Source organism: Lentzea sp. JNUCC 0626, from assembly GCF_043632865.1.
In the GTDB taxonomy this organism is placed as follows: Bacteria; Actinomycetota; Actinomycetes; order Mycobacteriales; family Pseudonocardiaceae; genus Lentzea.
The window spans coordinates 4,367,880-4,380,773 of the sequence record NZ_CP171635.1; the positions used below are offsets into that span (position 1 = coordinate 4,367,880).

15 protein-coding genes are annotated in these 12,894 nt (G+C 68.4%); 7 read left to right on the top strand and 8 right to left on the bottom strand.

Features of this window, described 5'->3' with window-relative positions; all coding sequences use genetic code 11:
• The first annotated feature begins 56 nt into the window (after nt 1-56).
• From JNUCC0626_RS18905 to JNUCC0626_RS18915, 3 genes are read left to right on the top strand one after another with little or no spacing between them, the layout of a single operon-like run.
• Nucleotides 57-1,082, top strand: coding sequence for a glycosyltransferase (locus JNUCC0626_RS18905; protein WP_394621081.1), 1,026 nt, complete (start codon nt 57-59; stop codon nt 1,080-1,082).
• Entirely contained in the window at nt 1,079-2,572 is a 1,494-nt protein-coding gene (locus tag JNUCC0626_RS18910; protein ID WP_394621082.1) for a lipopolysaccharide biosynthesis protein, read from the top strand. The genes JNUCC0626_RS18905 and JNUCC0626_RS18910 overlap by 4 nt, the downstream gene beginning before the upstream one ends.
• Nucleotides 2,569-3,762: a glycosyltransferase family 1 protein gene (locus tag JNUCC0626_RS18915; protein WP_394621083.1), complete on the top strand. Its 1,194-nt coding sequence runs from the start codon at nt 2,569-2,571 to the stop codon at nt 3,760-3,762. The genes JNUCC0626_RS18910 and JNUCC0626_RS18915 overlap by 4 nt, the downstream gene beginning before the upstream one ends.
• 1 nt (nt 3,763) lies before the next feature.
• On the opposite strand, the gene JNUCC0626_RS18920 is transcribed toward JNUCC0626_RS18915, so the two are convergent.
• Entirely contained in the window at nt 3,764-4,729 is a 966-nt protein-coding gene (locus tag JNUCC0626_RS18920; RefSeq protein WP_394621084.1) for a TolB family protein, read from the bottom strand.
• A 137-nt stretch (nt 4,730-4,866) separates the two neighbouring features.
• On the opposite strand from JNUCC0626_RS18920, the gene JNUCC0626_RS18925 reads away from it, so the two are divergent.
• Together JNUCC0626_RS18925 and JNUCC0626_RS18930 are read left to right on the top strand one after the other, a co-directional pair.
• Nucleotides 4,867-5,757, top strand: a complete 891-nt coding sequence (locus JNUCC0626_RS18925; protein WP_394621085.1) for a hypothetical protein — start codon at nt 4,867-4,869, stop codon at nt 5,755-5,757.
• Nucleotides 5,736-7,064 carry an O-antigen ligase family protein gene (locus tag JNUCC0626_RS18930; RefSeq protein WP_394621086.1) on the top strand — a complete coding sequence of 443 codons (1,329 nt, stop codon included), beginning with the start codon at nt 5,736-5,738 and terminating at the stop codon, nt 7,062-7,064. The genes JNUCC0626_RS18925 and JNUCC0626_RS18930 overlap by 22 nt, the downstream gene beginning before the upstream one ends.
• A gap of 23 nt (nt 7,065-7,087) precedes the next feature.
• Here JNUCC0626_RS18930 and JNUCC0626_RS18935 read toward each other — a convergent pair whose 3' ends face one another.
• The 4 genes from JNUCC0626_RS18935 to JNUCC0626_RS18950 all read right to left on the bottom strand — a co-directional run bounded on the left by JNUCC0626_RS18935 (nt 7,088) and on the right by JNUCC0626_RS18950 (nt 9,436).
• Nucleotides 7,088-7,621, bottom strand: coding sequence for an Imm1 family immunity protein (locus JNUCC0626_RS18935; RefSeq protein ID WP_394621087.1), 534 nt, complete (start codon nt 7,619-7,621; stop codon nt 7,088-7,090).
• On the bottom strand, nt 7,618-8,346 hold the full coding sequence (locus JNUCC0626_RS18940) for a DddA-like double-stranded DNA deaminase toxin (RefSeq protein WP_394621088.1): 729 nt from the start codon (nt 8,344-8,346) through the stop codon (nt 7,618-7,620). Before JNUCC0626_RS18940 ends, JNUCC0626_RS18935 begins: the two co-directional genes overlap by 4 nt.
• Nucleotides 8,347-8,433: 87 nt before the next feature.
• Nucleotides 8,434-8,685, bottom strand: a complete 252-nt coding sequence (locus JNUCC0626_RS18945) for a DUF397 domain-containing protein (protein ID WP_394621089.1) — start codon at nt 8,683-8,685, stop codon at nt 8,434-8,436.
• Nucleotides 8,585-9,436 (bottom strand): helix-turn-helix domain-containing protein, encoded by an 852-nt coding sequence (locus JNUCC0626_RS18950; protein WP_394621090.1) that lies wholly within the window; start codon nt 9,434-9,436, stop codon nt 8,585-8,587. The genes JNUCC0626_RS18945 and JNUCC0626_RS18950 overlap by 101 nt, the downstream gene beginning before the upstream one ends.
• Before the next feature lie 107 nt (nt 9,437-9,543).
• Here JNUCC0626_RS18950 and JNUCC0626_RS18955 point away from each other — a divergent pair, with 107 nt between their 5' ends.
• Nucleotides 9,544-10,278 (top strand): maleylpyruvate isomerase family mycothiol-dependent enzyme, encoded by a 735-nt coding sequence (locus tag JNUCC0626_RS18955; protein WP_394621091.1) that lies wholly within the window; start codon nt 9,544-9,546, stop codon nt 10,276-10,278.
• Nucleotides 10,263-10,553 (top strand): hypothetical protein, encoded by a 291-nt coding sequence (locus tag JNUCC0626_RS18960; protein WP_394621092.1) that lies wholly within the window; start codon nt 10,263-10,265, stop codon nt 10,551-10,553. Before JNUCC0626_RS18955 ends, JNUCC0626_RS18960 begins: the two co-directional genes overlap by 16 nt.
• Before the next feature lie 55 nt (nt 10,554-10,608).
• Here the strand turns inward: JNUCC0626_RS18960 and JNUCC0626_RS18965 are convergent, their stop codons facing one another.
• Genes JNUCC0626_RS18965 through JNUCC0626_RS18975 form a run of 3 tightly spaced genes read right to left on the bottom strand, consistent with a single transcriptional unit; the run spans nt 10,609 to nt 12,892 of the window.
• Nucleotides 10,609-11,169: an acyltransferase gene (locus JNUCC0626_RS18965; protein WP_394621093.1), complete on the bottom strand. Its 561-nt coding sequence runs from the start codon at nt 11,167-11,169 to the stop codon at nt 10,609-10,611.
• Nucleotides 11,169-12,248, bottom strand: a complete 1,080-nt coding sequence (locus tag JNUCC0626_RS18970; RefSeq protein ID WP_394621094.1) for a DegT/DnrJ/EryC1/StrS family aminotransferase — start codon at nt 12,246-12,248, stop codon at nt 11,169-11,171. Before JNUCC0626_RS18970 ends, JNUCC0626_RS18965 begins: the two co-directional genes overlap by 1 nt.
• The gene (locus tag JNUCC0626_RS18975) at nt 12,245-12,892 is read right to left on the bottom strand and encodes an acetyltransferase (protein WP_394621095.1); all 648 of its coding nucleotides are present in this window, start codon (nt 12,890-12,892) and stop codon (nt 12,245-12,247) included. The genes JNUCC0626_RS18970 and JNUCC0626_RS18975 overlap by 4 nt, the downstream gene beginning before the upstream one ends.
• Nucleotides 12,893-12,894 lie beyond the last annotated feature (2 nt).

A 12,894-nucleotide genomic window follows, 5' to 3' on the forward strand; every position in this document is an offset into this window, starting at 1 on the left:
GGCGCTAACGAATGCGCGGGGATACCGATAGGTAGGTTGTGCCAACGCTTCCCACAGTGGACGTCGTGATCCCCTGTTACAACTACGCCCACTTCCTGCCGACCTGCGTCCGCAGCGTCCTCGACCAGCCGGGCGTGGACGTGCGCGTGCTCGTGATCGACGACACGTCCTCGGACAACACCCCTGAGGTGATGGCCGAGCTGATGGCCGCCGACAAGCGCGTCGAGGGCTACCGGCACGAGGTGAACAAGGGCCACATCGCCACCTACAACGAGGGCCTGCTGGACTGGGCGACCGCCGACTACACGGTCCTGCTGTCCGCGGACGACCTGCTGGCGCCGGGAGCGTTGCAGCGCGCCGCCGCGGTGTTCGAGCAGAACCCCGAGGTGGGCATGGTCTACGGCCGGGTCGTCTACTACAGCGACCACGACGCGCTGCCGAAGATCACCCAGCTGCCGGCCACGTCGAAGGTGTGGCGCGGCGAGGAGTGGATCGAGAACCGCTTCCGCAGCAGCCGCAACGTGATCTCCTCGCCCGAGGTCGTGGTGCGCACGAAGGTGCAGCAGAAGGTGGGCGGCTACCGCGCCGACCTCCCCCACGCGGGTGACCTCGAGATGTGGCTGCGGATCGCGGCCGTGTCCGACATCGGCTACGTCAGCGGCAAGCCCGGCGCGTACTACCGGGTGCACGACAACTCGATGATGCGCACGACGTTCAAGTCGGTGTTCGCCGACCTGGAGCAGCGGCGCGACGTGTTCGACCTGGTGCTGGCCGAGAACCCCGGACTGCCGGGACGGCTGCGGTCGATGGCGCGCAAGGCGATCGCCGCGGACGCGTTGTGGCGCGCGGTGCGGCTGCACGACCGCAACCAGCTCGACGGCACCGAGCAGGAACTCCTCGACTTCGCCCGCGAGACCTACCCGGAGCTGGAGACGCTGCCGGAGTACAGGGCGCTGCAGCGGCGCAAGAAGTTCAGCCCGGAATTCCTGAGCAGGACTCAACTCTTCCTCGCCCCGCACGCGGTGAAGAGAGCGAAGTTGTGGGTGGGCACGCAAAAGTGGAAGTGGCGGGGCGAGCGGTGAGCAAGGTCGAGCAGGAAGAGCCCGGCCGGGTCGCCACCGACGACTCCCCCGCGGCCCCTCCCCCCGGCCTCGAAGGCCGCGTCTCCTCGGCGATCCGCTGGAGCGCCGTCAACTCCCTGCTGCAACGCCTCGCCGCCGTCGGCATCAGCATCCTGCTGGCCCGGCTGATCGCGCCCGAGCAGTTCGGTGTCTTCGCGGTCGCCCTGGTCGTCCTCAACATCGTCCTCAGCGTCTCCGAACTCGGCGTCAGCGCGGCCCTGGTCCGCCACAACGGCCCCGTCGAGGAGATGGCCCCGACCGTCACGACGCTCTCGCTGGCGTCGGGCGGTCTGCTGGCGTTGATCTGCGTCGTCGGCGCGCCCTGGTTCTCCAACGCCATGGACGCCCCCGAGGCGACCGGCGTCATCCAACTCATGTCGATCGCGCTCGTGATCGCCGGCGCCACCGCCGTGCCCGGCGCGATGATGCAGCGCAACTTCCGGCAGGACCACAAGTTCTACGCCGACACGGCCGCGTTCGTCTGCGGCACGGCGGTGGCCGTGGTGCTGGCGATCATGGGCTTCGGCGCGTGGAGCCTCGCGTGGCAGCGGATCGCGCAGAACCTCAGCGCGGCCGTCATCATGTTCTGGCTCACCAAGGAGCGGTTCCGGCCCGGCTGGAATCCGGTGCAGGCGAAGGAACTCCTCGCGTTCGGCTTACCGCTGGCGGGGTCGAGCCTGCTCATCTTCGGCGTGATGAACGTCGACTACATCGTCGTCGGCGCCGTCCTCGGGACGGTGCCGCTCGGTTTCTACCTGCTGGCGTTCAACCTCGCGAGCTGGCCGGTGGCGGCGTTCAGCGCCCCGGTCCGGAGCGTGTCGCTGGCGGCGTTCTCCAAGGTGCGCGAAGACCCCGAGTTGTTCCAGAAGGCGTTCGGGCGCGCGCTCGGGTTGTTGGCCCTCGTGACGGTGCCGGCGTGCGTGCTGCTCGCGGCGTTGGCCGAACCGCTGATCCGGGTCGTGTACGGCGAACGGTGGGCACCCGCGGCGGCCGCGTTGGCACTCCTGGTGCTCCTCGGCGCGGTGCGAGTCGCGCTCGAACTCGGCTACGACTTCCTCGCGTCGGCCGGGCGGTCCAAGGCGATCCTCGTGATCCACCTCGTGTGGCTCGGCGCGCTCGTGCCGTTGCTGGCGGTCGGCGCGCACCTCGACGGCATCCGCGGGGTGGCGGCGGCGCACGTCGTCGTGGCGGTGCTGATCATCACGCCCGCGTACCTGATCACGTTCAAGCCGTACGGGATCAGGGCCGGGGCGCTCGGCGTCCGGCTGCTGCGGCCGTTCCTCGGTGGCGTGGTGATGGTCGCGGTGGTGCTGGCGATCCGGAACGTGATCGACAGCCAACTCCTCCAGATCCTCGTCGGCGGCGCGGCGGCGTGTCTCGCGTACGCGGTCGTGGTGTTCCCGATGCGGCACGAAATCATTGCGGTGCTGAAGAAGAGAGCAGGCGCGTGAGACGGCTCAGGCAGGTCACGAAGATCGTCCGCGAGCAGGGCGCGAAGCAACTCGGCGCGCGGCTGCTCACGGCCGCGACGCGACGGCTCGGGGTCGAGGGCGAGGAGTTGCCCGTCCGGCTGGAGGACGTGCGCAGGGCCGACGTCGAGCAACGCAAACCCGTTGTCGTACCGCCGATCCCGCACGACGGCAGGCTCACGATCAACTGGGTCACCACGCCCCCGTCCCAGGGGTCCGGCGGCCACACCACCATGTTCCGGCTCATCCGGCACCTGGAGTCGATCGGCCACGACTGCAAGCTCTACCTGTACGACACGTTCGGCAACACCGTCGCCGACCTCGAGCCCGGCATCAGAGCGGCGTTCCCGTTCTTCAAGGGCGAGATCCACGACGTCACGGACGGCATGGCGGACGCGCACGCGGTGTTCAGCACGGCGTGGATCACCGCGTACCCGGCGTTCAACGACCCGTGCGCCGGCAAGAGGTTCTACCTCGTGCAGGACTACGAACCGTGGTTCTACCCGCAGGGCGGCCTGTACGCGCTGGCGGAGAACACCTACCGGATGGGCATGCACGGCTTCACGGCCGGGCGGTTCCTCGCCGACAAGGTCCGCGACGAGCACGGCATGCCGGCCGACCACTTCGACTTCGGCTGCGACGCCGACCGGTACAAGCTCGGCGACGACCAGCGTGACGGCATCGTCTTCTACGCCCGCAGGAAGGCTCCGCGCCGGGCGTTCGAACTCGGCCTGCTCGCGCTCGAGGTGTTCGCCCAGCGGCACCCGGACCTCAAGATCCACGTGTACGGCGAGAAGATCGGCCAAATAGGACCGCAGTTCGTCGACCACGGCCTCGTCACACCGGACGAGCTGAACGCCATCTACAACCGTTGCTTCGCCGGGTTGTCGCTGTCGATGACCAACGTGTCCCTGGTGCCGCACGAGATGCTCGCGGCCGGATGCATCCCCGTGGTGAACGACGCGCACTTCAACCGCGTAGTCCTGGACAACGACCACGTCCGGTACGCGACGCCCACCCCGCACTCACTGGCGCGTGCGTTGTCCGAAGTGGTCACCACGCCCGACTTCGACGCGACCGCCCGCGCGGCCGCGTCCAGTGTGGAGGGACGGTCCTGGGATGCGGCAGGCCATGAACTCGAGAAGGTGCTCCGCCGCGAACTCGCCACGTGACCTACATGACCGGCGAGGGCGACGTGGCCTCGGGAATCAGCACGCGCGCGGGCTGCGACCCGTCGACGGGAGCGACGTGAACCGCGGGCAGCTTGGCGTCCTTCGGCACGGCGGCGAACGCGAGTTCCGAGGCGTTCAGCCACGTCGCCTGGTCGTCGATGCCCGCGGTGCCCGGCAGGCGCTTCTCCTCGTTGGTGGCGAGGTCGAGCACCGCGAGGTCCCACGGTCCGAGACGGCCGATGCGCTTCTTGTAGGCGACCTTCGTGCCGTCCGGCGACAGCGACGGACATTCCGCGTCACGGCGCAACGACGTCACGGCCTTGGTCGTCAGATCTCCCTTGACCAGCCAGGTGAAGCCACCGCTGGCGAGCGTCGCGTAGAACGTCTTGTCGTCCGAACCGACGGTCAGGCCCCAGTAGTTGGCGTCACTGGCCGTGAGCGGAGCACCCTCCACAGTGGCGGCGAAGTGTTCGAGCGACTCGGCGGTCTCCCCCGTGCGCAGGTCGTAGAAACCCGTTCGGGTGGAAAAGCCTCCGGGGACCGAGTACGAGTCACCTGTGACGAAACTGGTCCAGGACACCACGTTCCCGGACTGCGAGACCTTCGCGCGGCTCGGGATGCCCGGCAGTCCGATGGACTTCACGACCTTGCCGTCGCGGCTCACCTCGGCGGCGTAGGTCGGCCCGGGCCCGGAGAGCTTGAGGCACACGCTGGTGCCACCGGCGGCGTAATACCGCTGGCAGGCCAGCTCGGTCGGGGTGCGGGCGCCGCCGTCGGCGAGCTTCTCGACCCGGTTCTGGCCACCCGCGAGATCGACGAAGAGAAGATCGCCGGTCTTGGCCTGCGACACCTGTTCGGTGCCCGCGGGCTGCTTCGCGTCGGTGGCCGCTGTCACGACGTAAGCCGTTGTGCCACCGATGACCACGAGAATGGCCGCGATGGTCACGGTCAGACGTCCTGCACGCATGCTGCCTCCTGGATTCCCTTCCTTCATCGCTCGTCAGCTACGGCCTGTAACAGTTGGCAGCTCACCCCGATTTTCCTAGCAGGCGATACCCTACGAACAGTGCGTTCGCAAGACCGAGCCGCGGATCGGGGATTTTGATGGACTTCTGGGGAACCGTACGAGTGCTGCGGCGGCGGTGGTACATCGCCGTGCCCGCAGTGCTGCTCACGGGGATCCTCGCGCTGTACGTCTACGTCACCGTGCCCACGCGGTACGAGTCGACCGGCGTGCTGGTCCTCACCTCCCCCGCGGCCGGTGGCCGGGTCACCCCGAACACCAAGCCGGAGGACGTGGTCAGGGGCAATCCCCTGTTGCAGTTCGACGGCAGCCTCACGACGACCGCGCAGATCCTCACCCAGATCCTCGGCGACCCGAAGACCGCGGAAGAGCTGGCGGGCAAGGGATCCACGTCCGTCTACACCGCCAACACCGGCCCGGTGGGCGGCCCGCTGCTGTTCGTCACGACCGAGTCGGACTCGGCCGAGTCCGCCGAGGCGCTCGTCGGCAAGGTGCTCGACAAGACCGTCGCGGAGCTCGCGGCGCAGCAGAAGGCGCTCAACGCTCCCGAATCGACGTTCATCTCCGCGCAGGTCCTGGTGAAGCCGACGACGGCGTCGGCCAAGATCGGCGGCAAGGTGCGGTACGTCGGCGCTGCCACGGTCGTGCTGCTGCTGTTGACACTCGCGTCGACGTTCGCCGCCGACTCGATCATGGTCAGGGCGAAGCGCCGCAAGGACGGCAAGGACGCGAAGGGCAAAGAGGACAAGGACGACAAGGACCCGGCACCGTCCGAGAAGGACACCACGCCGGCCCCGCTTCCCCCGGTCCGGCCCCAGTCGCAACCTCAGCCGAACGGCAACGGCAACGGCGGCCCGCCGCAGAACCAGCCCCAGCGCCCGGTGCCCCAGGGCATGCCGAACGCGCACCAGAAGACCGTCATCATCGCCGCTCCCAAACCTGACCCGGCATGGCCGACGAAAGACGACTGACCGCCCAGCGAGCCGACGGCGCCACTCTCCTCATCTTCTACATGGTGGCGCTGCTCGTCGTCCCCGCCCGGTTCACGATCGCGTTCGTCCCGATCACGCTGCCCCCGGCGTTGTTCGTGGCGATGTGCCTCATGGTGGTGTGGTTCGCCGCCCACCTGGTCGACCACCTCGGCATGGCCAAGGGCCGCAACGCCGTCCGCACGATCCTCGCGATCTACGTGATGCTGCACCTGGCCACCTACGCTTTGGCGACACGGCGGTACCTGCCGATCGACGAGCTGTCGGTGTCGGACTCGGCGTTGATCAGGATCGTGTCGATGTCGGCGCTCGCGGTGTTCATCTGCGACGGCGTCCGCACCGGTGACCGGCTGAGCCGCGCGCTGCGGGTGATGGTGGCGTGCCTGACGGTCAGCGCGTTCGTCGGCCTGTTCCAGTTCGGCCTGGGCCTCGACCTGGCCTCGTACATCACGCTGCCGGGCCTGCGCGTGCAGGACAACGGCTACTCGGCGCTGGAGTCGCGGTCGATCTTCTTCAGACCGGCCGGCACGGTGAACCACCCGATCGAGTTCGGTCTGGTGTGCGTGCTCGGCGTGCCGTTCGCCGCGCACATGGTGTTCCGCGCCAAGGACAAGGGCGAACCCGTCGGCCGCTGGTGGCTCGCGTTGTCGTTGCTGGCGCTGATGTCGATCCTGTCGCTCTCGCGCACCGCGATCCTCGGACTCGTGATCACCGGCATCGTGATGGCGATCCTGCTGCCCCGCGAACGCGGTCTGCCGCTGCTCGGCGTCGGCGGGGTGTTCCTCGGCGGCGCCTCGGTCGTCGTGCCGGGCCTGTTCGGCACGGTCACGTCGATGTTCTCCAACATCGAGGACGACCCGTCGTTCCAGGGCCGCACCAAGGACTACGACGGCGCGTGGCTGGAGATCGCCAAGCACCCGTGGCTAGGCCGGGGCTTCGGCACGTTCCTGCCGTCGAAGTACACGATCCTCGACAACCAGTACCTGCTCACGATGATCGAGAACGGCTACCTCGGCCTGATCGCGTTCGTGCTGCTGTTCCTGGGCGGCATCTTCGCTGCTTTGAGGGCGCGCGCGCTGTCCCGCGACGAGGACATCCGCGGCATCGCGATGTGCCTGGTGGCGGCTTTGCTCACGTCCGCGCTGGGGGCGGCGACGTTCGACGAGCTCGCGTTCAGCGTCGCTACCGGGATGACGTTCATGCTGATCGGCGTGTCGGGCGCGCTGCTGCGAATAGCCAAACGCGAGGCCGACGAACGCAAGGCGGCGGAGGTCAGCTCAGCCAGCTGACCATGGTCAGCTGCAGGCTCCGTTCAGAAGACGTCCGACTCCTGCCACTCCACACACGTGGGACGCTGGCCTGTTTCGGCCAGCTCCTTCAGCGCCTCGCACAGCTTCTCCCATGAGATGGCAGCATCGGCTGGGAACCGCGTACGGGTGTCGAAGTCCACGAACAGCTCGGCCTCGTGATCGTCTGGACGACCAACAGCCGTGCCTGATGCGCACGAGCCCTTCGTGACCCAGGCCCGCATTACACCCTCGGCCTCTTCCCCCTCGACATGCGTGTCGACCCGATCGTCGGCCGGTAGGAAGCCGGGAAGCCCCATGACGTGGATCGCCGCAACGTGGCGATCCACGTCGAGGTCGAACTTGAGCTGATGATCTGGCAGGTTCAGGGGGCCATCGCAAGTGGGACGGTCCTTCACACAGACAACCGTCGGGTGGAACTGCTTGTGCGCGAACACCTCGCCGAGGACGCGATCGAGATCGGCGCTCGACTCCACGGTGACGGGATCGTCCGCATCGCTCGTTTCCGTGAAGTACCAGAAGTCGAGAGCGTGCTTCAACTTGTGCTCCTGCCGTGGAAACTACGAGTCTTACTCGGATCATGCACCGTCATGGACTGCCCCGGTTTCAGGATGAAGGGTACGAGGTTCTTGCAGGAGTAAGGACCAGCGCACATCGGAAAGTTGATGACCAGGTCGACGTGCGTGTCACCACTGTTGCGGAGTCGCCACGCCACCTTGCCCTTCACGTGCTCACCGGTGGTGACCCTGCCTGGCCCGGTTCGCGGGAAGCCCTCGGTCCGCAGGTGTTCAGCGATCGCCTGATACTCACCCTGTGCGTCCTGACCGCTTTGCACCACATCGGAGTTGCCGTCCCGATCCCGGTAGAACCCGCTGGTGACGTAAGTCGGAAGCTGCTCTCGCTGCCGATCGATCCAGGTCGGTTCAGGGGGCATGGGTGGCGGCACGCTCGGCGCCGTCTGGCCGGAAACCATCGGTGGCAGCGCGGGGCCGGCACCACTGAGGGTCGCGCGGTACGACTCAACCCGTTGACACCCGACAGCGATGATCTCAGACAGTCGCGCAACCCCGTCGGCTACCTCAGACCACGCCTGAACCGCCGCGGTGAACTCGTACTCGGTGTGACCGGATCCCCGCATGACCTCGGTCAGCAGTCTCGCTGCTTCGTCGGCGAGACGCCCCGCTTCCGCCAGGGCGGCGTTCAACTCGTCGGCCTTGCTCACGACGCGATCCAGGCCATCGGCGATCTCTTCGAACGTCGCCACGGACACCCCCGTCCCCGGTCCAAGGAGCTGGCGCGACATGTCGGCGGAAAGGCTGGCGCTCAGCGTCGCCGCACGCAAGCGCCGAGTTCAGCTCAACCAGCTGACCAGACTCCGCCAGGCAGAGACCGAGAACGCGAGGACGTCCCCACTCGCGTTCTTCGAGTCCCGCACCAACGCGTCCTGAGCGAGCGACACCTCGACGCAGTCGCTGTCACCAGTACCGCCGCTGTGGGAGCTCTTACGCCAGGTCCGTTCGCAGGCCATGAGGGTCCTCTCGAAGTCCGCCGGCGTACGCCGCCAGCATGTTCCGAGATTGTTCCTCATCCAAAGCGACCGCATCCAACCGCTCGAAGAGCTTCCTGGCCGTCGCCACGGCGGCGGCCTCCTGCGCGAAGACCTTGGCCACGTCCGTCTCCCCGTAGATCACGGGTGCAGCCTTGCCGAACTCGAACAGCGTGCGCTTCGACTGCATCGCGAGGCCCACCGCGTTCGCCGGCACGATCCGCACGACGTGAGCGTTGAACAGAAGGCGGAGATACTGGTCCTCCATGACCTTCGGGTCGCCGATCCGCAAGCGAAGCGCCAGCTCGTGGATGAAGAAGACGCTCGCGGGACGATAGGGCCGCTGCCAGATCGACTGCCTCTCCATCCTCAACGCCACGAAGCGCTCCACCTCGTCGAGAGCTTCCAGGGCGGTTTCCAGGAACATCGCGCGGGCGTAGGCCTCGGTCTGCAGGAGGCCGGGGACAGCCACAACCTCGTAGGCGAAGATCTTCGTGGCCATCGCCTCGACCATGGCGAGCGTGCGCAGGTTGTCCGGCACCTGCACGAAGTACAGGTCGAAGGCGTGGCGGTAGCGGTTGGCGAAGTCGTTGAGGTAGTCGAGGCCTTTGCCGCAGACCGCCAGGTACTGGGCGAGGTCGATCTCGGTCGGCCGGACCTTGCCGTTCTCGATGGTCGAGACCTTGCTCGGGTCCCACCCCAGCTTGGCCGCCATCGCGCGCCCACCGAACCCGGTGCAGGATTCCCTCAAGCTGCGCAGTTCGTCGCCCAGATCGCGGCTGTACGCGGTGGAAATGATCGCAGTCATCTCCCGGACGCTAACTGTTGAAGCAGCTCCAACAAACGGCTCATTCGGGTGAAAACGGACGCTAAAACCGCTGGCAGACCGGTAAACGTCGGTGATAGACAGCAAACGTGCACACCCCTCTGGCGTTCCCCGAACTGCTCCGCCTGATCGAGGAACGGACCACCGCGTTCTGCTCCACCATCGCCGCCGCCCCCGACCTCGGCGCGCCCGTCCCCACCTGCCCCGGCTGGACGTTGTTCGACCTCGTCCAACACCTGGGCGACGGCCGCCGCAAGTGGGCGGGCCTCGTCACCGACGGCCTCACCGAGCGGACGCCGGTGCAGGCGCCGCGCGAAGGCCTGGTGGAGTGGATGGCGGAGTCGACCCGGCTGCTCCTCGACGCGCTGGAGGCGGCCGGACCGGAGCAGGAGTGCTGGGGCTGGTGGGGCGAGTCGCAGTCGCCGCTGATCGTCGCCACCGCGGCCCGCCGCCAGCTGCACGAGGTCGCCGCCCACACCTACGACGCCCAGCTCGCGGTGGGCGCCCCGCAGCCGATCCCGGCGGAGATCGCGGTGGACGGCGTCGACGAGTTCCTGATGACGTGCTTCTCGACGTCGAGCCCGTGGCCGCACGCCCCGGCCCTCGTCGACTATCACCTGACCGAGGGCGGTCAGTGGCGGATCAGGTTGTCCGCGGAGGGCGCGCGGGTCGTCGAGCCGGACGGCACCGCGCCGGACGCGACGGCCGAGGGTGCCGCGCACGACTTCCTGATGGTGTTCTACGGGCGGGGCGGGCTGGAGCCGTTGAAGGTGGACGGCGACGTGCGCGTGCTCGAGCAGCTCGGCGAGTGGGTACCGGAGTGATCGACGACCCCGTGGCCGATGGCCACCGCCAGGCCAACCTGCGTCATCTGCTCAACCAGTGGGACCCGGTCGGGGTCGCCGATGTCGTCGACGACGAGTACGACTGCCTGCTCGCCCCGCTCTGGGACAAGCTCACTCACGGCGCCACCCGCGCGTCGCTGTCGGAGTTCCTCTGGTACGAGATCCAGGATCATTTCGGCCTCGATCCCGAGCTGTGCGGCACCGACGCGTTCGCCGAACGGTTGCTCGCGCTGGCGGCCACCTGGACGGACTAGGAGCTACCCGGCACAACGACCGAGGCCCCCGGATTCCGGGGGCCTCGGTGTGTGCTCAGACGGCTTTCAGGCCGTCGGGGGTCTCCTCGTGCCGGGTTCCGCACTCGGGGCAGGAGAGATCACCTGAGAGCCTCACGCCGCACGCGCAGACCCAGCCCTTGACGACGGCCGGGTTGCCCGCCACGAAGGCGTGCGCGGGCACCGACTTCGTGACAACCGAACCGGCCGCGGCGAACGCGTGCTCGCCGATCTCCGTGCCGCACACCACGACCGTGCCCGCGCCCAAAGTGGCTCCACGACGCACCAGCGTGGTCTCCAGCGCGTCCCCGGTCTTCTTGACGTGGGCGCGCGGGCGCAGGTCGTTGGTGAACAGGACGTTCGGGCCGAGGAACACGTCGTCCTCGCACGTCACGCCGTCGAAGACCAGCGTGCCGTTCTTGACCGTCACGTTGTTGCCCAGCACGGCCCGCGACTCGACGAACGCGCCGTCGCAGATGTTGCAGTCACGGCCGATGCGCGCGCCCGGCAGCACGTGCGCGAACGCCCACACGCGCGTGCCGTCGCCGACGTCGTCCGATTCGCAGAGGCCGTGGGGGTGCACGCGGACACCGGTCATCAGAGCGCCTCCTTCAGTGCCGCGACCACGCGGGCCTGCTGCGCCTCGGTGATCTCCGGGAACAGCGGCAGCGACAGGATCTCCGCGGCCGACTCCTCGGCCACCGGGAACGACCCGGACAGGTGAGCGAACGCGCCGGTCTTGTGCAGCGGCGTCGGGTAGTGGATGCCCGCGCCGATCCCGGACTCGTGCAACGCCTTCAGCACCCGGTCGCGCTCGGCGACGCGGACGACGTAGAGGTGCCAGACGGGCAGGTTGCCGTCGAGGACCACCGGCGTCCGCACGCCCTCCACGTCGGCGAGCATCTCGGTGTAGCGGGACGCGGCCGCGCGCCGGGCCTGGTTCCAGGCCTCCAGGCGACGCAGCTTCGCCGACAGGACAACGGCCTGCAGCGTGTCGAGGCGGCTGTTGAAGCCGAGCACCGGGTGCTCGTACTTGCGCGGCGAACCGTGCTCGCGCAGCAACCGCACGGACTCGTTCACAGCGTCCGAAGTGGTCAGCACGGCACCGCCGTCGCCGTACGCGCCGAGGTTCTTGCCGGGGTAGAACGAGGTCGCGGCCGCGACGCCGAGACCACCGATCGCCACGCCGTTGCGGCGGGCGCCCTGGGCCTGGGCGGCGTCCTCGACGACCGGCACCCCGGCGGGCAGCAGCTCGACGGGAGCGGCCTGGCCGTAGAGGTGCACGGGCACAACGGCTTTGGTGCGCGAAGTGACCACAGAGGACACCTGCGTGGTGTCGATCAGCAGCGTGTCGTCCACGCAGTCCACGAGCACGGGCGTCGCGCCGCAGCGGGCGACGGCCTCGGCCGTGGCGATGAAGGTGTTGGCGGGCAGCACGACCTCGTCGCCGTGGCCGACGCCCAGCGCGCGCAGCGCCAGTTCGATCGCGTCGGTGCCGTTGCCGACACCGATGACGTGCGGAACCTCCTGGTAGGCACCGAATTCCGACTCGAACCGGGCGACCTGGGGGCCGCCGATGAAGGCCGTCGTCTTGAGCACCTCTGCCCAGCCGTCGGCCACCTCGTCGGCCACCTGCTCGTGCTGCGCACGCAGGTCCACCAGCGGAATCTCGATCACGCGCTCTCCCCACGCAACGGGCGGGCCGGCACACCGGCCCACGTCTCTCCTGCCGGAACGTCCTGCAGGACAACGGCTCCCATGCCGATCACGGCACCGGCGCCGATCTTCACCCCCTCGCGCACCAGGGCTCCCTGCCCCAGGTACGCGGCCTCACCCACGTGCACGGACCCGGCGAGCGAGGCGCGGCCGGCGAACGTGACGCCGTCCGACACCTCGTCGTCGTGGGTGATCAGCACGTGGGGCATGGCCACCACGTGCTTGCCGATCGAAAGCGGGGTCGTGATGACGACTCCCGCCAGCAGAACGGATCCGGCGCCGATGGAGGCACCGGACGTGACGGCTGCCGGGTGCACGATGGTCGCCCACCGCTCGTCCGGCAGATCGAGCTTCCTGGCCACGTTCAGCCGGACGAGCGACCGTCGCGCATTCGCGATGCACAGCACGACGGCCGCTTCCGGATGATCAGCCAGGGTGTCTATCCCGCCCAGCACGGGCACCCCGTCGACCAGGGTGCCGTGCAGGGCGGTGGAGTCGTCGAGGGCCCCGATCGGGTTCCACGTCTCCGGGAGGAGGCGGACCGCCGCGAGGGTCTCGCGGGTGAGTCCGCCTGCTCCGACGAACAGCAGTGGCCTTGCGGTCACTT